Genomic DNA, 18430 nt, shown 5'->3' on the forward strand with positions numbered 1-18430 from the left:
CTTCCAGTTGTCTTGAGATGTGATTGAACGGTTGCGGATGCGTCGGGTGTGGAGCGGGCGATCTGCGGCTTGGCCGCGGGGCCCTTGCCCGCCCACCATCGCGGGACACGCCGCAAGTACGTCCTTGTAGGCGCTTACGCGGCATCCATGCCGCGTAAGGTCCCGCGACGGTGGGCGGGCAAGGACCTGTCGGGATGGTCGGTGTGCATGGTGCAGGCAGGGCATGACGTGCGCTGGTTGGAGCACTGTGCGTCGGCCAGCTTCTCTTTGCCTTGCCATTGCAAGCCCGGCAACTGAAAGGCGTTCAACACGCCACCCGCCAACTTCTCATCCGCCTCGCGCAGGCTGCGCAACGGGCTTCCAAGAAGCGGCAGGCCAACGTTCTGGCGCGGTGCGGGCACCGCGCACTCGACCAGTTCGGTTTGCGGCATCGCCGGCGGGCCGAGCGATGCGGCCACTGACTGGGCTGCCCGCGCGCCTTACAATGTCCGGATGAACGACAGCGCCCATATCGATTACGCCCGCTACGACCATATCCGCCCGCTGCTGTGGACGGGCGATGCCCTGGAACTGCTCGACCAGCGCAAGCTGCCCTTCGTGGTCGAGCATGTACGTTGCGACACCAGCGATGCCGTGGCCGAGGCGATCCATTCGCTGGCCGTGCGCGGCGCGCCGGCGATCGGCATTGCGGCCGGGTGGGGCGTGGTGCTGGCGGCGCGCGACATCGTTGCCGATGACGGCAGTGCGGCCCTGCAGAAGCTCGAACCGGCGCTGTTGCGGCTCAATGCCGCGCGTCCGACCGCGGTCAACCTGGCCTGGGCGCTGATGCGCATGCGTCGCGTGCTGGGCGCTGCCGGCGCCGACTGGCGCGAGGTGATCGCGCGCGAGGCGCAGGCCATCGCCGACGAAGACCTGGCGGCCAACCGGCATATGGGCGCGCTCGGTGCGTCGTTGATCGAGACCGGCAGCGGCGTGTTGACCCATTGCAATACCGGTTCGCTGGCCACCGCCGGCTTCGGTACCGCGCTGGGCGTGATCCGTGCCGGCATGGCGCAGCAGCGCATCGCCAAGGTGTTTGCCGGCGAGACCCGGCCGTGGCTGCAGGGCGCGCGCCTGACCGTGTGGGAGCTGCAGCAGGACGGCATCGACGCGACCCTGATCGCCGATTCGGCCGCCGCGCATCTGATGAAGTCCGGGCTGGTGCAGTGGGTCATCGTCGGCGCCGATCGCATCTGCGCCAACGGCGATACCGCCAACAAAATCGGCACCTATCAGCTGGCGATCGCCGCGCGCCACCACGGCGTCAAGTTCATGGTGGTGGCACCGTCGTCCACGGTGGACATGGACACCGCCAGTGGCGATCAGATCGAGATCGAGCAGCGCGATCCGGGCGAATTGTTCGGGGTCGGCGGCGTGCGCACGGTGGCCGATGGCATCAATGCCTGGAATCCGGTGTTCGATGTCACCCCCGGCAGCCTGATCGATGCGATCGTCACCGAACGCGGGGTGATCGCGCAGCCGGACCTGGCGCGCATGCAGGCGGCGTTCGGCGGCTGAGGCCAGTGCGGCGCACTATCGCCGCATCGTCCCGTCAAAATCCTGCAAGTGCTTGTTTCTGGCCGGTAAACCGGCGGCATCGTGGTGCCCCTTCGTGATACAATCCGGGGCTTGAATCGATCGGCGGGAGCGTGGGGTCGGCAGCCTGTTGTCAGGGCGCCCCCGACGCGGCTTTCCGGCTCGCCCGCCACCTCACTTACGGAACCCGAATGGCAGAAACCGCCAAGGAAATCATCCAGGTCAATCTGGAAGACGAGATGCGCAAGAGCTATCTCGATTACGCGATGAGCGTGATCGTGGGCCGCGCACTCCCCGATGCCCGTGATGGCCTCAAACCCGTGCACCGCCGCGTCCTGTACGCCATGCACGAGCTGGGCGCACACAGCAACAAGGCCTACTTCAAGTCGGCGCGTATCGTCGGCGACGTCATCGGTAAATACCACCCGCACGGCGACCAGTCGGTGTACGACACGCTGGTGCGCATGGCGCAGCCGTTCTCGCTGCGCTACATGATGGTGGACGGCCAGGGTAACTTCGGTTCGGTCGATGGCGACTCCGCCGCGGCGATGCGTTACACCGAGTCGCGCATGTCGCGGCTGGCGCATGAGCTGATGGCCGACATCGACAAGGAAACCGTCGATTTCCAGCCCAATTACGACGAAAAGGAACAGGAACCGACGGTCATGCCGACCCGGTTCCCGAGCCTGCTGGTCAACGGCTCGGCCGGTATCGCGGTGGGCATGGCCACCAATATCCCGCCGCACAATCTGACCGAGGCGATCAACGCCTGCATCGCCTTGATCGACACGCCGGAGCTGGATGTCGAAGGCCTGATGGAATACATCCCCGGCCCGGATTTCCCCACCGCCGGCATCATCAATGGCACCGCCGGCATCGCTGCCGGTTACCGCACCGGCCGTGGCCGCGTGCGCATGCGCGCCAAGGCCGATGTGGAAGTGGCCGACAACGGCCGTGAAGCGATCATCGTCACCGAGATTCCGTATCAGGTGAACAAGGCGCGGCTGATCGAGAAGATCGCCGAGCTGGTCAAGGAAAAGAAGCTCGAAGGCATCAGCGAGCTGCGCGACGAGTCCGACAAGGACGGCATGCGCATCTACATCGAGGTCAAGCGCGGCGAGTCGGCCGAGGTTGTGCTCAACAACCTGTATCAGCAGACCCAGATGGAGTCGGTGTTCGGCATCAACATGGTCGCGCTGATCGACGGCCGCCCGCAGTTGATGAACCTCAAGCAGATGCTGCAGGCGTTCATCCGCCACCGCCGCGAAGTGGTCACCCGCCGCACCATCTTTGAACTGCGCAAGGCGCGTGCGCGTGCGCACGTGCTGGAAGGCCTGACCGTCGCGTTGGCCAACATCGACGAGATGATCGAGCTGATCAAGACCTCGGCCAACCCGCAGGAAGCGCGCGAGCGCATGCTGGCCAAGACCTGGGAACCGGGTCTGGTCGGTGCGCTGCTGGGCGCCGCCGGTGCCGAAGCCTCCAAGCCGGAAGATCTGGCCCCGGGCGTGGGCCTGGCCAACGGCTTCTATCAGCTCAGTGAAGTGCAGGCCTCGCAGATCCTGGAAATGCGCCTGCATCGCCTGACCGGGTTGGAGCAGGAAAAGCTGACCGACGAGTACAAGCAGTTGCTCGAGGTCATCCAGGGCCTGATCCGCATCCTGGAAAACCCGGACGTGCTGCTGCAGGTGATCCGCGACGAGCTGATCAACATCCGCGAGGAGTACGGCGACGAACGCCGCACCGAGATCCGTCACAGCGAAGAAGATCTGGACATCCTGGACCTGATTTCGCCGGAAGACGTGGTGGTGACGCTCTCGCATGCCGGCTATGCCAAGCGCCAGCCGGTGAGCGCGTATCGTGCGCAGCGCCGTGGTGGCCGTGGCCGGTCGGCGGCGGCGACCAAGGAAGAGGATTTCATCGACCAGCTGTGGCTAGTCAATACGCACGACACGCTGCTGACCTTCACCAGCAGCGGCAAGGTGTTCTGGCTGCCGGTGTACCAGTTGCCGGAGGCCGGCTCCAATGCGCGTGGCCGTCCGATCATCAACTGGATTCCGCTGGAACCCGGCGAGCGTGTGCAGGCGGTGCTGCCGGTGCGCGAATACGCCGACAATCGCTATGTGTTCTTTGCCACGCGCAACGGCACGGTCAAGAAGACCCCGCTGAGCGAATTCGCGTTCCGGCTGGCACGCGGCAAGATCGCGATCAACCTCGATGAGGGCGATGCGCTGGTCGGTGTGGCCTTGACCGATGGCGATCGCGACGTGTTGTTGTTCGCCTCCAACGGCAAGACCGTGCGCTTTGGCGAATCCACCGTGCGTTCGATGGGCCGTACCGCCACCGGCGTGCGCGGCATCCGTCTGACCAAGGGCGAAGAGGTGGTCAGCCTGATCGTGGCCGAGCGTGCCGGCGGCATCGAAGGCGATGTCGAGGACGAGGGTGTCGAGGACGTGGTGGAGAGCATGGACGGTGTCGAGGCGGAAGTGATCGACGTCGCCGAGAGCGACGACATGGCCTACATCCTCACCGCCACCGAGAACGGCTACGGCAAGCGCACCCCGCTGACCGAGTACCCGCGCAAGGGCCGCGGTACGCAGGGCGTGATCGGCATCCAGACCACCGAGCGCAACGGCAAGCTGGTGCGTGCGGTGCTGCTGGGCGCCACCGACGAAGTGCTGCTGATTTCCGATGGCGGTACGCTGGTGCGCACCCGCGGTTCGGAGATCTCGCGCGTGGGTCGCAATACCCAGGGCGTGACCTTGATCCGCTTGTCCAAGGGCGAAAAGCTGCAGGCGGTCGAACGCCTGGATGCCTCGCTGGATGAGGCCGAGGACGTGCTGGACGATGCAGCGGTTGCACCGGCAGCAAGTGCAGGCGACCTGCCACCGACCGAAGCGTGATCGCACCTGGCGAGCAACGCAGCTGAAGAAAAACGCCGGCGCACAGCCGGCGTTTTTTATTGCACGCGGTGACATCTGCAACGCAGTGTTTTTCGACGGCGTTCGCAAAGAACGCGGTTTTTTCACCGCGGCGGGTCGAAGGTTGTGGGCGGTGCGGCGGCGTTGCGTCGCCGCAGATCGAAGAGGAACAACTGATGACGACATTGCATCGTCCTTCCCGTCGCGGCCACTGGGCGCTGGCGACGTTGGGAGGCGTGATTGGAGTGCTGGGCGCCGTGCTGCTGGCAGGCGGCGTGAGGCTGGCCGCGCTGGGCGGCTCCTGGTATTACGCGCCTGCGGGCGCGGCCTTGCTGATCGCCGGCGTATTGCTGTTTCGCGGTCGCAATGCGGGCGCGTGGTGGTTTGCCGCAGTGGTGGCGGCAACGTTGCCGTGGACGTGGTGGGAATCGGGCAGCGACTACTGGCGTTGGGTACCGCGGCTGGGCTTGATCGTCGGCTTGGCATTCGTGCTGGCGCTGCTGCTGCCGAAGCTGGAGCGCCCGGTGTCGCGTGCGGTGTCGCGCAGCGTGGCCGGCGTTCTGGCGGCGGTGTTCGTGGTGGCCTTCGCGCTCGCCTTCGTGCCGTTTGGGGTGACCGAGGCCGATGGCGCGCTGGCACACGCCGCCGGCATGGCCGCGGGCCTGGTCAAGCGCAGCGCGTCTGCAGCGCCGGTCGCCGCCGACGGGCAGCCGGGCAATGCGCCTGCCGACGACGACTGGGCCGCGTATGGACGCAGCCAGGCCGGGCAGCGCTATTCGCCGTTGCAGCAGATCAACCGCGACAACGTTGCGCAATTGAAGCAGGCCTGGGTCTTCCACACCGGCGACCTGCCGAGTAAGCGCTGGGGTGCGGAAACCACGCCGCTGAAGGTGGGCGACAGCCTGTATCTGTGTACTGCGCGCAATCAGGTGATCGCGCTGGATGCCGCCAGTGGCAAGGAGCGTTGGCGTTACGATCCCAAGGTCAAGGACGAGGCGATTCCGTATACGGCCGCCTGCCGCGGTGTGTCGTACTACCAGGTGCCGGTGGCAGCCAACGACGCCGCCGCAGCAGTGGCAGCGGAGGGGGCGCCGCTGTGCCGCACGCGCATCATCGAAGGCACGCTGGATGGCCGCCTGATCGCGCTGGATGCGCGTAGCGGCAAGCCGTGCACGGATTTCGGCAACAACGGCCAGGTCGACATCACCGTCGGCATGGGGCAGACGCCGCCGGGCTATGTGTCGATCAATTCGCCGCCCGCCATCGTGCGCGGGGTGGTGGTCACCGGCCATCAGGTGCTGGACGGGCAGAAGCGTTACGAGCCGTCCGGTGTGATCGAGGGCTTCGATGCGGTGACCGGCCAATTGCGCTGGGCCTGGGACATGACCCATCCGGACTGGAACGGCGCACCGCCGCCGGGCCAGACCTGGACGCGTGGCACGCCGAACATGTGGACCACCGCCGCGGCCGACGAACAGCTGGGCTATGTGTATCTGCCGATGGGCAACTCCACCGCCGATTACTGGAGCAGCTCGCGCACGCCGCAGGAGAATCGCTACGCGACCTCGCTGGTGGCGCTGGATGTCACCACCGGCAAGCCGGTGTGGAATTTCCAGACCACGCATATCGATGCGTGGGATTACGACCTGGGCTCGCAGCCGAGCCTGATCGACTTCCCCAAGGGCGGCGTCAACGTGCCGGCAGTGTTGTTGCCGAGCAAGCAGGGCGAGTTGTACGTGCTGGATCGGCGTACCGGCAAGCCGCTGGTGGGCGTGGAAGAACGCGCAGTGCCGGGCGGTGGCGTGGAGCCGCAGATGCGTGCCAAGACGCAGCCATTTTCGCTCTACCACACGCTGCGCAAGCCGGATCTGACCGAGCGCGACATGTGGGGGATGACGCCGATCGATCAGCTGGTGTGCCGTATCCAGTTCCGCAAGGCCAGCTACAAGGGCATCTACACGCCGCCGGAAGCCGACCGTCATTCGATTGAATATCCCGGCTACAACGGCGGTTCGGATTGGGGCAGCGTGTCGGTGGATCCGCAGCGCGGCGTGATCGTGGCCAACTACAACGACATGCCCAACTACAACCTGCTGGTGCCGCGCGCCAAGGCCGACAAACTGGGCTGGGCACCGCGCGATGAAGTGCGCGGCGATGCTGGTGGCGCGGAGGGTGCGGGCGATCCACAGGCCGGCACGCCGTACGCGATCAACGTCAACGCCGGCTGGCGCCTGCCGTTCACCAAGCTGCTGTGCAAGCAGCCGCCGTATGGCGGCATCCGTGCGATCGATCTGGCCAGCGGCAAGACCCTTTGGGACCGTCCGTTCGGCAGCGCACGCGGCAATGGTCCGTTCGGCATCCGCTCAGGTCTGCCGATCGAGATCGGCACGCCCAACAATGGCGGTTCGGTGGTGACGGCCAGTGGCTTGATCTTCATTGCCGCAGCCACCGACGACCTGATCCGCGCCATCGATCTGTCCACCGGCAAGGAGCTGTGGCATGCCAAGCTGCCGGCCGGCGGCCAGGCCAACCCGATGGTCTACGCCTACAACGGCCGCGAGTATCTGGTGATCATGGCCGGCGGCCACCACTTCATGGAAACGCCCGCAGGCGATGCCGTGGTGGCCTACGCGCTGCCGCAGCAGGCACCATGACGCAGGCAGGGACCAAGCCCGCCAACCAAGGCAAGCCGGCCATTCCCGAGGCCTGAAACGAAAAAGCGCACCGCAAGCGGTGCGCTTTTTTCATGGGCAATCGCATCACGGCAGTCGGCAAACAACCTGCATCGGGAAGTGGTCAAACAGCATGCATCTACCTGTTGACCCAACAGAACCCCGCACCGACGCTCTTACGATTCCCGATTCCCGATTCCCGATTCCCGATTCCCCACTCACCCAACATTAGCCGCAACCGCATCCTCCATCACCGCATCGCGCACATCCTGCGCCAGCGTCGCCTTGACGATGATCGAGCGGATGGCATCGGTGGCATCCGACAGCGGCACATCGCTGCTCAGCCGCTGGAAGGTGTCGCGGCTGTTGTAGCCGGACCCGTCCTTCAGATAGTGGTCGTACATTGACAGCAGGTCCTGGCAGGCGGTGATCAGCGCCGCGACGTTGCCGCGCAACAGGGCATAGCCGATCTGGTCGAAGCTGTGCAGGCAATCGGCCAGCCAATGCAGGTCGTAACGGGCGGTGGCCGGTTCCGGCGCGGTGTGGCCGCGGCTGTAGGCGCTGTAGCGGCGCAGGCTGCGTGCCACCCGTGCGACGTGCGCGAACAACGTGCCGATCTCGTTGGCGATATCCAGCCGCTGCACCATCACCATCGGAATCACCTGGCTGTCGGCAGCCGGCGCCTGTTCGGCGGCCGTCTGTTCCTGCTGCTCCAGCGATTGCTTGAGGACGGTGTAGCTGCGCTGCAGCGATTCCAGCTCCAGCACGCTGGCGGCCGCACGCGCCTTCGCCTGCGAGAGCGCGGCCTGGTAGCGGGCAAGGCTGTCCTGGGTGCTGGCGAGCTGGCCGGATTCGGCGCGCAGCTGCCGGCCACGCACGAACGCCAGCACGGTGGCAATCAGCGCCCAGAGCGCGAATGCAGGCACCAGGTAGATCAAGATGCCCATGGAGATCCCTCGAAACGTTGCATACCTTGTCGGCCCGCACGCAGCGGACTTGAGGGCAATCGTCGAGAATGTGATGGGCAACGATTTCCTCGCTTGCAACCCGAAGCAGGAAAGCTCTCGCGCCCCCTGACCAAAGGCACGTGGCGGGCGGTATCCCGGCATGCTCGAATCAGCGCACCCGCCAGCCCGGAGCCTTGCATGCGCAGATGGATCGATCGCTGGCCGCCAACGCTGCGGCGCGTCCGCTCAGCCGGACTGATCTGGGTCGTGATGTGTGCCACCGTGCAGGCCGCGCCGGCCATGCCGTTATCGGCGCCCGTGCAGGTGGATTACAGCGAGGCCACGGACCTGTTCAACCTGTTGGATAACCTGTCGGACTGGTTGCCCAGCTATACGGCGCCCGTCTATCGCAGCTATTTCGAAACCCATGGCGGGCTGGACCCGGCCGATCGTGCAGCGCTTGTGGCCTACGCAGATTTCCGTCGGCGCACCTCGGGGCTGGCAAAGGACGACGATCTGGAGGTACTCGACCGTGTGTTTGCGCCAGATGCCACCCGTGAGGTAGATCCTTTCTCCCGGCATTTCCTCGGGAATGCGGGATTCGAGGCCTCAGCGGACGCCGCCATTGCCGAGCAGTCGGCAGACGACCAGGCGATGTTGCGCGCGTATTTTGCCCGCTTCGTTCCGCGCGCCAGGCACCTGGTCGCCGTTGCACCGCGTTTCGAGCAACAGGCGCGCGAGCTGGGCGAGGAACTGTCCAAGCCCGCCGTCTCGCGGTTGGCAGCGCAGATGCGGGCGTTCTTTGCAGTGCCGGAGCCTGCGGTATTCCAGGCAAGATTCGTCTGGTGGCCGGAGCCGGACACCACCCAGGCCAAGGTGCGCGGACGCACCATGCTGCTGTATTCGCAGCATGATGCGCGTACCGGCACGGCCTCGATGGACTGGGCGCCGATCGTGTTGCATGAATTGAGTCACTACCTGTCTGCGGGGCAGCCATCGGCGCGCAAACGCATGCTCGCTGCCAACTTCGTGCGGCTGTGTCCGGGTGCGGCCACCTTGCGTAACCCGCTCAATGCGCTGGAAGAGCCGTTGGCGATCTACTGGGGACAGTATCGCTTCGAGCAGGCGGTGCGCGGGCGTTCGCTGCCGCCGTCGTCGCAGTGGTATATCCAGGCGGACGCCGATCGCGCGGCGAAGGCGATCGCAGCGGCCTATCCAGCAAGCGGGGCGGCACCGGTGCTCGATGACAACGCATTGCTGGCCGCTGCTGCATCGGCCTGCAAGTAGACCGTGATGGAGCTGGAAGCCGCCGGCAGAACGCGGCGGATCGTCGTCGCCTGCTGCGGACGCTGCGCCCACAACCGGTGATGTCCGCGTGCTGCATGCCGACCGCATACGGCGTGCACGCGGTCGGCGAAACAGCCGGGGCCGAGAATCCTCAGCCGAGAATGCCGGGCAAATCCAGGCCTTTTTGCTTCGCGCAGTCGGTGGCGATGGCGTAGCCGGCATCGGCGTGGCGCATCACGCCGGTGGCCGGGTCGTTCCAGAGCACGCGCTCCAGACGCTTGTCGGCTGCCTCGCTGCCGTCGCAGACGATGACCATGCCGGCGTGCTGCGAGAAGCCCATGCCGACGCCGCCGCCGTGATGCAGCGACACCCAGGTCGCGCCGGACGCGGTGTTGAGCAAGGCGTTGAGCAGCGGCCAGTCGGAGACCGCATCCGAACCGTCGGCCATGGCTTCGGTTTCGCGGTTGGGCGAGGCGACGCTGCCCGAATCCAGATGATCGCGGCCGATCACCACCGGCGCCTTCAATTCACCGCTGCGCACCATCGCATTGAAGGCCAGGCCGAGCCGATGGCGGTCGCCCAGACCGACCCAGCAGATCCGCGCAGGCAGGCCCTGGAAGGCGATCTTTTCGGCAGCCATGTCCAGCCAGCGGTGCAGATGCGCATCGTCGGGAATGAGCTCCTTGACCTTGGCATCGGTCTTGGCGATGTCGTCCGGATCGCCACTGAGCGCGACCCAGCGGAACGGGCCGATGCCACGGCAGAACAGCGGCCGGATATAGGCGGGCACGAAGCCGGGGAAGTCGAACGCGTTGTCGACGCCTGCTTCCAGCGCCATCTGGCGCAGGTTGTTGCCGTAATCGACGGTGGGCACGCCGAGTGCGTGGAAGGTGAGCATGGCGCGGATGTGGTTGGCCATCGAGTCGCGCGCGGCCGCTTCCACCGCCTTCGGCGCGCTCACGCGTTTCGCGTCCCATTCCTCCACCGTCCAGCCCTGCGGCAGGTAGCCGTTGATCGGGTCGTGCGCGGAGGTCTGGTCGGTCAGCAGGTCCGGCTTGACCCCGCGTAGCAGCAATTCGTCCAGCACGTCTGCGACATTGCCGAGCAGGCCGACCGACAGCGGCTTCTTCGCGGTGCACGATTCCTCGATCAGGCGCAGCGCTTCGTCCAGGTCGTCGGTCCAGGTGTCCAGGTAGCCGGTGCGCAGGCGCATGTCGATGCTGGAACGGCGGCATTCCACCGCCAGGCACGAGGCGCCGGCCATTACCGCGGCCAGCGGCTGCGCGCCGCCCATGCCGCCCAGGCCACCGGTGAACAGCCACTTGCCGGCCAGGCTGCCGCCGTAATGCTGGCGGCCCATCTCCACGAAGGTTTCGTAGGTGCCTTGCACGATGCCCTGCGCGCCGATGTAGATCCAGCTGCCGGCGGTCATCTGGCCGTACATCGCCAGACCCTTGCGATCGAGTTCGTTGAAATGCTCCCAGCTGGCCCAGCGCGGCACCAGGTTGGAGTTGGCGATCAGCACGCGCGGCGCATCGGCATGCGTGCGGAACACCCCGACCGGCTTGCCGGACTGCACCAGCAGGGTCTGGTCGTCGTCCAGGCGGGTCAGCGCGGCGACGATCGCATCGAAGGATTCCCAGTCGCGCGCGGCGCGGCCGATCCCGCCATAGACCACCAGTTCCTGCGGGCGCTCGGCCACGTCCGGGTCCAGGTTGTTCATCAGCATGCGCAGCGGCGCTTCGGTGAGCCAGCTTTTTGCGGTGAGCGTGGTGCCGGTGGCGGCGCGGATGACGCGGGTTGCATCGTGACGGGTCATGCCGGTTTCCTTGCAATCAACGGTGCGCCGCAGGCGGCGTGGTGGCGGAGGAGTGAGCGGTGGTATTGGCAAACTGCAGGCAGGCCAGCAGCACGTGGCGCAGCACCGCGCGTAGTGCGACCGCATGCGCGGGGAGCCAGGGCGTGGGCCAGTTCTGCGGGGTGATGGTGTCCGGCTCACGCATATAGCCGCGGCACGCCAGCTCCATCTGCAGCGTATGCACACCATGCCCGGGCTGCGCGTAATGGCGGGTGATCCAGCCGCCCTTGAAGCGCCCGTTGCGCACGGTGCTCGAGCCGCTGCTGCGGCACAGCTGCTCCACGGCATCGGCCAGGGCCGGATCGCAACTGCGGTCGTCGTTGCTGCCGATGTTGAACTGCGGCAGCTCGCCATCGAACAGATGCGGAATATGCGAGCGGATCGAATGCGCGTCGTAGACCACGATGCTGGCGTGCTGCGTGCGCAGGCGCGCGATCTCGGCAGCGAGCGCAGCGTGATAGGGGTCGAACCACTGCGTGCGGCGCCAGGCGATCTGCGCTTGGTCGGGTTCGGCGCCGTCGGCATACAGCGGCTGGTTGTCGAAGGTGGTCAGCGGACACAGGCCGGTGGTGTTCTGGCCCGGGTACAGGGACGCTCCGCTGGGATCGCGGTTGACGTCGATCACCGAGCGCGAGATCGCGGTGCGCACGGTGGTGGCGCCGAGGGATTGCGCGAAGTCGTACAGCTGATGCACCCACCAATCGGCATCGCGGCGTGCCAGCCAGGGCGAGACGAACTGGTCGACCATCTCCTCGGGCAGCTCGGTGCCGGTATGCGGGAAGCTGAGGATCAGCGGCGCATCGCCGCGGTGGATCTCGAGCCAGGGCAGGGCGCTCATCGCGGTGCGCCTTGTGCTGGTGCGATCGTCAGGACGCGACGATGTCGCGCCTGCATCCGGTCGGCACACGGCGCGCAAGCGCGCAGCACGGCCTGACGCGCAAGCAGTCCGCGCGCGCGTATCGCCCGCAGTGCATGGTCGTCGCGCAGATGCGCGCTCGGCAGTGACGCAAGACCTTGCACGCGCGGATACCACGCTGCCGAGATCATTCCAGCGGCTGCGAGGTGGCGCGTCATGCGTGCTGCTCCACGCCTGGCAAGGCGATGGCGACCGCCTGCGCGAGCGCACCCGAACGCACCAACGCACTGGCCGCCAGCATGTCGGGATGGAAATAGCGGTCGTCCTGCAGGGTCGGCACCTGCGCGCGCAGCAGTGCGCGCGCGGCTTCCAGCGCGGCGCTGGAGCGCAGCGGCGCATGGAAGTCGCAGCCTTGCACGGCCGCCAGCAGTTCGATGCCGATCACGTGCGCGGCGTTCTCGGCCATCGCCAGCAGACGCCGCGCGCCATGCGCGGCCATCGACACATGATCTTCCTGATTGGCCGAGGTCGGGATCGAATCGACACTGGCCGGATACGCACGCTGCTTGTTTTCCGACACCAGGGCCGCAGCGGTGACCTGCGGAATCATGAAGCCGGAATTCAGGCCCGGGCGCGGGGTGAGGAACGCCGGCAGGCCCGACAAGGCCGGGTCGACCAGCATCGCGGTGCGGCGTTCGCTGATCGAGCCGATTTCGCAGACCGCCATCGCCAGCATGTCGGCCGCGAAGGCCACCGGCTCGGCATGGAAGTTGCCGCCGGACAAGGCCTCGCCGGTATCGCTGAACACCAGCGGGTTATCCGAGACGCCATTGGCCTCGATCTCCAGCGTGCGTGCGGCCTGACGCATGATGTCCAGCGCCGCGCCCATCACCTGCGGCTGGCAGCGCAGGCAGTACGGATCCTGCACGCGCACATCGCCGAGCCGATGCGATTCGCGGATGCTCGAATCGGCCATCAGCGCGCGCAGTGCGGCAGCGGTGGCGATCTGCCCCGGCTGGCCGCGCAAGGCATGGATGCGCGCATCGAACGGCGTGTCCGAGCCCTTGGCCGCTTCCACCGACAGCGCGCCGGTGACCAACGCGGCCTGCAACACGGTTTCGATCTCGAACAGCCCGGCCAAGGCGCAGGCGGTGGAGAACTGGGTGCCGTTGAGCAGCGCCAGGCCTTCCTTGGCGCCCAGCACGCGCGGCTGCAGCTGCGCCTGCGCCAGCGCGTCGGCGGCAGGCAGGCGTTGCCTGCCGACGAAGGCTTCGCCGACGCCGATCATCACCGCGGCCAGGTGCGACAGCGGTGCCAGATCCCCGGAGGCACCGACCGAGCCCTGGCAGGGCACCACCGGCGTGATGCCCAGGCGCAGCATCGCGTCCAGCAATGCCAGCGTCTGCGGCTGCACCCCGGAAGCACCCTGGGCCAGGCTGGTGAGCTTGAGCGCCATCATCAGCCGCACCACCGGCACCGGGGTGGGCTCGCCGACCCCGGCGGCGTGCGAGAGCACGATATTGCGCTGCAGGGTCTGCAGGTCCTCGCGCTCGATGCGCACGCTGGCCAGCTTGCCGAAGCCGGTATTGACGCCATACACCGGCTCGCCGCGCGCCACGATGGCCTCCACCGTCTGCGCACTGCGCAGCACCGCGGCCGCGCAAGCGTCGTCCAGCACGACGTCGGCGCCGCGATACAGCGCACGCCACTGCGCCAGCGTGACCTGGCCGGGCTGCAAGACAAGAGAAGCACTCATGATGACTCCGGATTCAGCAGGAATGCCCGCGCCAGACGCGGGCATGAAGAGGGTTGAAGCCCATGCGATAGACCAGGTCGGCCGGCGCATCGATGTCCCAGATCGCCAGGTCGCAGTGCAGGCCGGCGCACAGCCGGCCCAGTCGCTCGCCGCGCCCGAGTGCGCGTGCGGCTTCGCGGGTGAACCCGGCGATGCACTCGTCCACGGTCATGCGGAACAGCGTGGCGGCCATGTTCATCGCCAGCAGTGGGCTGGTCAGCGGCGAGGTGCCCGGGTTGCAGTCGGTGGCCAGGGCCAGCGGCACGCCGGCGGCGCGCAACGCCGCGATCGGCGGCAGCTGGGTGTCGCGGGTGAAATAGAACGCGCCCGGCAACAGCACCGCGACGGTGCCGGCGCCGGCCATTGCGGCAATGCCGGCGTCATCCAGGTATTCGATGTGATCGGCCGACAACGCGCCATGGCGTGCGGCCAGTTGCGCGCCATGCTGATTGCTCAGTTGCTCGGCATGGATCTTGATGTCCAGGCCATGTGCCTGCGCGGCACGGAAGACCTGTTCGGCCTGCGCGGGCGAGAACGCCAGATGCTCGCAGAACACGTCCACCGCCTCGGCAAGCCCTTGCGCGGCGATCGCCGGAATCATCTGCGTGCAGACGGCGTCGATATAAGTTTGCGCATCGCCGCCCGGCGGCACCGCATGCGCACCGAGGAAGGTCGGCACCACTTCGACCTTGCGCAGTGCCGCGAGCTGGCGTGCCACGCGCAGCTGCTTGGTTTCGTCCTCCAGCGTCAGCCCGTAGCCGGATTTGATTTCCAGCGTGGTCACGCCTTCGGCGAGCATGGCGTCCAGGCGCGGCAAGCTGGCGGCCAGCAGCGCTGCGTCGTCGGCGGCGCGGGTGGCGCGCACCGTGGCCACGATGCCGCCGCCGGCTGCGGCAATCTCGGCATAACTGGCACCGCGCAGGCGTTGCTCGAATTCGTTGGCGCGATTGCCTGCATACACCAGATGGGTATGGCAATCGATCAGGCCGGGGCTGATCCAGCGGCGCCGGCAATCGTGCGCAACGTCCGGCGTCAGCGCCGGGGCCTGCGCGGCCGGGCCGGCGTAGGTGATGCGGCCGTCCTGGCAGGCCAGTACGCCATCGTCCACGATGCCCAGGCCACCATCGGCTGCGTCCAGGGTCATCAGCTGTGCGTTGTGCCAGAGGACGTCGCAATGCATGGCGCAGGCTCGTGGTGTCTGATATGTATATACAATAGAACCGGCAATTGAGGGTGTCCAGTGGCAGACCAACAGGTGCAGGCGTTGTGGGCGGCGCGGGCTCTCCTGCCCGATGGCTGGGCGGGCGACGTGCGGATCACGCTGGCGCAGGGGCGCATCGCCTCGGTGCAGCCCGGCGCCACGCCCGCTGCCGACGACAGCCGGGTCGAGCGGCTGCTGCCCGGGCTGGGCAACCTGCATAGCCACGCATTCCAGCGCGGCATGGCCGGGCTGACCGAAGTGGGCGGGCGCAGCGGCGACAGTTTCTGGAGCTGGCGCGAGTTGATGTACCGCTTCGTCGACCGGCTCGATCCGGACAGCCTGCAGGCGATTGCCGAACAGGCCTATGTGGAAATGCTCGAAAGCGGCTTCACCCGCGTCGGCGAATTCCATTACCTGCACCACAGCCCCGGCGGCGCGGCGTATGCGCAGGCCGGCGAAATGTCCGGGCGCATCGCCGCTGCCGCCGCCAACACCGGCATCGGGCTGACGCTGTTGCCGGTGTTCTATGCGCATGCGGATTTCGGTGGCGTCGCGCCCAGCGCAGCGCAGCGTCGTTTGATCCACGACCTCGACGGTTTCGCGCGGTTGCTGGACGACTGCAAGGGCAGCCTGAAGACATTGCCGGATGCCGTGCTCGGGCTGGCGCCACACAGCCTGCGCGCGGTCACGCCGGAGCAGTTGGCGGCGTTGGTGCCGCTCACCGATGGCCCGATCCATATCCATATCGCCGAGCAGCAGCGCGAGGTCCAGGCCTGCCTGGACTGGTCCGGCCAGCGCCCGCTGCAGTGGCTGCTGGCCAACACGCCGGTGGATGCGCGCTGGTGCCTGGTGCATGCCACGCATGTGGACGCGAGCGAGCTGCAGGGTATTGTCGACAGCGGCGCGGTGGTCGGGCTGTGCCCGATCACCGAGGCGAATCTGGGCGACGGCCTGTTCCCGATGCAGGCATTTGCCGCCGCGGGCGGGCGCTTTGGTGTCGGCTCGGATTCGAATGTGTTGATTGACGCGGCCGAAGAACTGCGCCTGCTCGAATACGGCCAGCGTCTGCAGCTGCAGGCACGCAATGTGCTGGCGCAGGCGGGTGCCTCCAGCGGGCGTTGGTTGTTCGAGCAGGCGGGCGAGGGTGCCGCGCAGGCCCTGGGCATTGCGCGCAGCGGCATCCGGGTCGGCGCATCGGCCGATCTGCTCGAACTGGACCCGACCCATCCGGCGCTGCTGGCCCGCAACGACGATGCGTTGCTGGACAGTTGGCTGTTCGCCGCGCGCGGCGGTGCGGTGCGCACCGTCTGGCGCGCCGGGCAACCGGTGGTGCGCGACGGGCGCCATGTGGATCGCGCGCGGATTGCCGCGCGTTTTGCCGGGGTTCTGCGATCGCTGCTGAGCAAATGAGCGGATGCGCGCACAATGCGGGTCTGACCGGAGACCCGTTTTGACCGCCACCCCCATCGCCGCGCCCGGCACCCTGCATCAACGCATCCGGCAGGATCTGGAACGCCGCATCCACAGTGGCGACTGGCCGCCCGGGCACCGGGTGCCGCCCGAGCACGAGCTGATGGCGCAATACGGCTGTTCGCGCATGACTGTGAACAAGGTACTCGGCCTGCTCGCCGATGCCGGCATGATCGAACGCCGGCGCCGCACCGGCTCGTTCGTGGCGCGCCCGCATCCGCATCTGGAGCAGGTCGCGTTGTCGATCCCCGACATCGAAGTGGAGATGACCGCGCGCGGCCACCTCTACCGGTTCGCGCTGTTGTCGCGCCGACTGCGCAGCCCGCGCCTGCGCGTGCCGCAGGAGCGGACCCTGGGCAGCAGCGGCAAGGTGCTGGCGCTGGAAAGCGTGCACCTGGCAGACGGCAGTCCGTTCGCGCTGGAGCAGCGGGTGATCGACATCACCACCGTGCCCGAGGCATTGCTGCAGCCGTTCACCGACGTGGCGCCGGGCAGTTGGTTGTTGCGCAACGTGCCGTGGACGCGCGCCGAACACCGCATCAGTGCCGTCAGTGCGGACGCCGCGCAAGCCGAACGCCTGCAGGTGGACGATGGCGCGGCCTGTCTGGTCATCGATCGCCACACCTGGCGCGGCGACCAGCCGGTCACCTATGTGCGTCAGCTGTTCCTGGGCGGATCCTACGACCTGGTAGCGCGGTTCGCACCGGGAATGCGCTGAGCCTCAAGCCTCGCGCGCAGGCGCATGGGGCGATGCATGAATCAGATCGTCGTGCACTGCCGCCAGCGCACCGCTTCGTCCACGCCGGGGCGCGGATTGAGTTGCACGCGCACGGTGCGCAGGTAGGGGTAGCGCTGCAGTTCGCGGCAGATCAACGGCCACGCCGCCGCATCGTCAACCGAGCGATCCACCGCCAGCGTTGCCTGGGTGATCCAGATGCCGCGCACCAGGCCGGGCGTCTGTGCCAGCGCCTTGGACACCTCGCGCTGATAGCCCTGCATGGTTGCCGCATCCGGTTCGGCATCGCCTGCCAGTGGCGTCGATGCAGGCGGTGCCGCTGATGGCGGCGCGGCCTGCGGCGAGCTTGTGCCCTGCGGTGGAGGTGTTGCAGCGACCGCTGCGGTAGTGCGTGGGGCGGCCACCACCGTTGCCTGCTGCGTGGGCGCAGGCGGCGCCACCGGTTGCAAGGCCAGCACCGCGACCAGCGCCAGGGTCGCCAGCGCTGCACCGGCAATAAGGCTGTGACGGATCGCGCGACGGCGCGCCATGCCGACCACGCCGGTCTCCACATCGCCCGGCAGATACGGTTTGAGCAAGGGCCACAGGCGCACGCCATCCAGCACTTCGATGGACTGCTTCTCGGCGGCCGCCAGGCCTTCGCGTTCCATGCGGCCCTCGGTCACCATCACGCCGCCGCCCGCGCCGGCCAGCCGCGCCATCGCCCCCAGCTCGTTCACCGCTGCCACGCCGATGCGGTAGCCGCGCCCGTGCTTGCAGGCCACCAGGCGCGTGCCGTGCTCGGTCTGCATCATGAAGTCGGCCGTCGGCAGGCCGTCCTGCGGCACCTGGGTGGGTTGCCAGCCGCGTTGCTCCTGCAGCACGCGCTGCACCACTGCGGAAAAGTCGCGCCAGTGCATCGCCGCCAAGGCACGCACGCCCTCGCTGGTTTCGTTGGCACGGCGGCGCACCAGCCACACATACGCACACACTCCCAGCCAGAGCAGCAGGGAAGCCACAAGCGCCACAATCCAGGAAGACATGAGCATCAAGCGAAGGTATGGAACGTATGACGAAGCGGTACGCCTAGAAGAATCTTTCGCCGCAGATTCGTCAATGCATCGCGGGCGGCG

The 18430-nt window shown here is 67.3% G+C and carries 14 protein-coding genes; 7 read left to right on the plus strand and 7 right to left on the minus strand.

Annotation, left to right across the window (positions count from 1 at the left end):
• Nucleotides 1-134: 134 nt before the first annotated feature.
• The gene (locus GGR73_RS03170; RefSeq protein WP_184456545.1) at nucleotides 135-458 is read right to left on the minus strand and encodes a hypothetical protein; all 324 of its coding nucleotides are present in this window, start codon (nucleotides 456-458) and stop codon (nucleotides 135-137) included.
• Nucleotides 459-492: 34 nt separating this feature from the next.
• On the opposite strand from GGR73_RS03170, the gene mtnA reads away from it, so the two are divergent.
• The 3 genes from mtnA to GGR73_RS03185 all read left to right on the plus strand — a co-directional run bounded on the left by mtnA (nucleotide 493) and on the right by GGR73_RS03185 (nucleotide 7150).
• Complete coding sequence (mtnA, locus tag GGR73_RS03175) at nucleotides 493-1557, plus strand: S-methyl-5-thioribose-1-phosphate isomerase (RefSeq protein WP_039812638.1); 1065 nt, start codon at nucleotides 493-495, stop codon at nucleotides 1555-1557.
• Between the two features lie 209 nt (nucleotides 1558-1766).
• Nucleotides 1767-4478: a DNA gyrase subunit A gene (gyrA, locus tag GGR73_RS03180; RefSeq protein ID WP_184434185.1), complete on the plus strand. Its 2712-nt coding sequence runs from the start codon at nucleotides 1767-1769 to the stop codon at nucleotides 4476-4478.
• Nucleotides 4479-4672: 194 nt separating this feature from the next.
• The gene (locus tag GGR73_RS03185) at nucleotides 4673-7150 is read left to right on the plus strand and encodes a membrane-bound PQQ-dependent dehydrogenase, glucose/quinate/shikimate family (RefSeq protein WP_184455591.1); all 2478 of its coding nucleotides are present in this window, start codon (nucleotides 4673-4675) and stop codon (nucleotides 7148-7150) included.
• A 236-nt stretch (nucleotides 7151-7386) separates the two neighbouring features.
• Here the strand turns inward: GGR73_RS03185 and GGR73_RS03190 are convergent, their stop codons facing one another.
• Nucleotides 7387-8115 (minus strand): hypothetical protein, encoded by a 729-nt coding sequence (locus GGR73_RS03190; protein WP_039514302.1) that lies wholly within the window; start codon nucleotides 8113-8115, stop codon nucleotides 7387-7389.
• A gap of 198 nt (nucleotides 8116-8313) precedes the next feature.
• Between GGR73_RS03190 and GGR73_RS03195 the strand changes: the two genes are divergently transcribed.
• Complete coding sequence (locus GGR73_RS03195) at nucleotides 8314-9402, plus strand: hypothetical protein (RefSeq protein WP_184455593.1); 1089 nt, start codon at nucleotides 8314-8316, stop codon at nucleotides 9400-9402.
• 151 nt (nucleotides 9403-9553) lie between these two features.
• On the opposite strand, the gene hutU is transcribed toward GGR73_RS03195, so the two are convergent.
• Together hutU and hutG are read right to left on the minus strand one after the other, a co-directional pair.
• Nucleotides 9554-11221 (minus strand): urocanate hydratase, encoded by a 1668-nt coding sequence (hutU, locus tag GGR73_RS03200; RefSeq protein ID WP_184455595.1) that lies wholly within the window; start codon nucleotides 11219-11221, stop codon nucleotides 9554-9556.
• 16 nt (nucleotides 11222-11237) lie between these two features.
• A complete protein-coding gene (gene hutG, locus GGR73_RS03205; protein ID WP_054592817.1) occupies nucleotides 11238-12098 on the minus strand; it encodes an N-formylglutamate deformylase in 861 nt (286 codons plus the stop codon).
• Between the two features lie 41 nt (nucleotides 12099-12139).
• On the opposite strand from hutG, the gene GGR73_RS20260 reads away from it, so the two are divergent.
• Nucleotides 12140-12265: a hypothetical protein gene (locus GGR73_RS20260; protein ID WP_456362909.1), complete on the plus strand. Its 126-nt coding sequence runs from the start codon at nucleotides 12140-12142 to the stop codon at nucleotides 12263-12265.
• Nucleotides 12266-12330: 65 nt separating this feature from the next.
• Here the strand turns inward: GGR73_RS20260 and hutH are convergent, their stop codons facing one another.
• Together hutH and hutI are read right to left on the minus strand one after the other, a co-directional pair.
• Nucleotides 12331-13872, minus strand: coding sequence for a histidine ammonia-lyase (gene hutH / locus GGR73_RS03210; RefSeq protein WP_184455597.1), 1542 nt, complete (start codon nucleotides 13870-13872; stop codon nucleotides 12331-12333).
• Between the two features lie 13 nt (nucleotides 13873-13885).
• Complete coding sequence (hutI, locus tag GGR73_RS03215; protein ID WP_184455598.1) at nucleotides 13886-15091, minus strand: imidazolonepropionase; 1206 nt, start codon at nucleotides 15089-15091, stop codon at nucleotides 13886-13888.
• Nucleotides 15092-15151: 60 nt separating this feature from the next.
• On the opposite strand from hutI, the gene GGR73_RS03220 reads away from it, so the two are divergent.
• A complete protein-coding gene (locus tag GGR73_RS03220; RefSeq protein ID WP_184455600.1) occupies nucleotides 15152-16522 on the plus strand; it encodes a formimidoylglutamate deiminase in 1371 nt (456 codons plus the stop codon).
• 4 nt (nucleotides 16523-16526) lie between these two features.
• Nucleotides 16527-17300, plus strand: a complete 774-nt coding sequence (hutC, locus tag GGR73_RS03225; protein ID WP_456362910.1) for a histidine utilization repressor — start codon at nucleotides 16527-16529, stop codon at nucleotides 17298-17300.
• Nucleotides 17301-17341: 41 nt separating this feature from the next.
• On the opposite strand, the gene GGR73_RS03230 is transcribed toward hutC, so the two are convergent.
• The gene (locus GGR73_RS03230; RefSeq protein ID WP_456362911.1) at nucleotides 17342-18340 is read right to left on the minus strand and encodes a restriction endonuclease; all 999 of its coding nucleotides are present in this window, start codon (nucleotides 18338-18340) and stop codon (nucleotides 17342-17344) included.
• Nucleotides 18341-18430: the final 90 nt, after the last annotated feature.

It is taken from the genome of Xanthomonas sp. F14, from assembly GCF_014199865.1.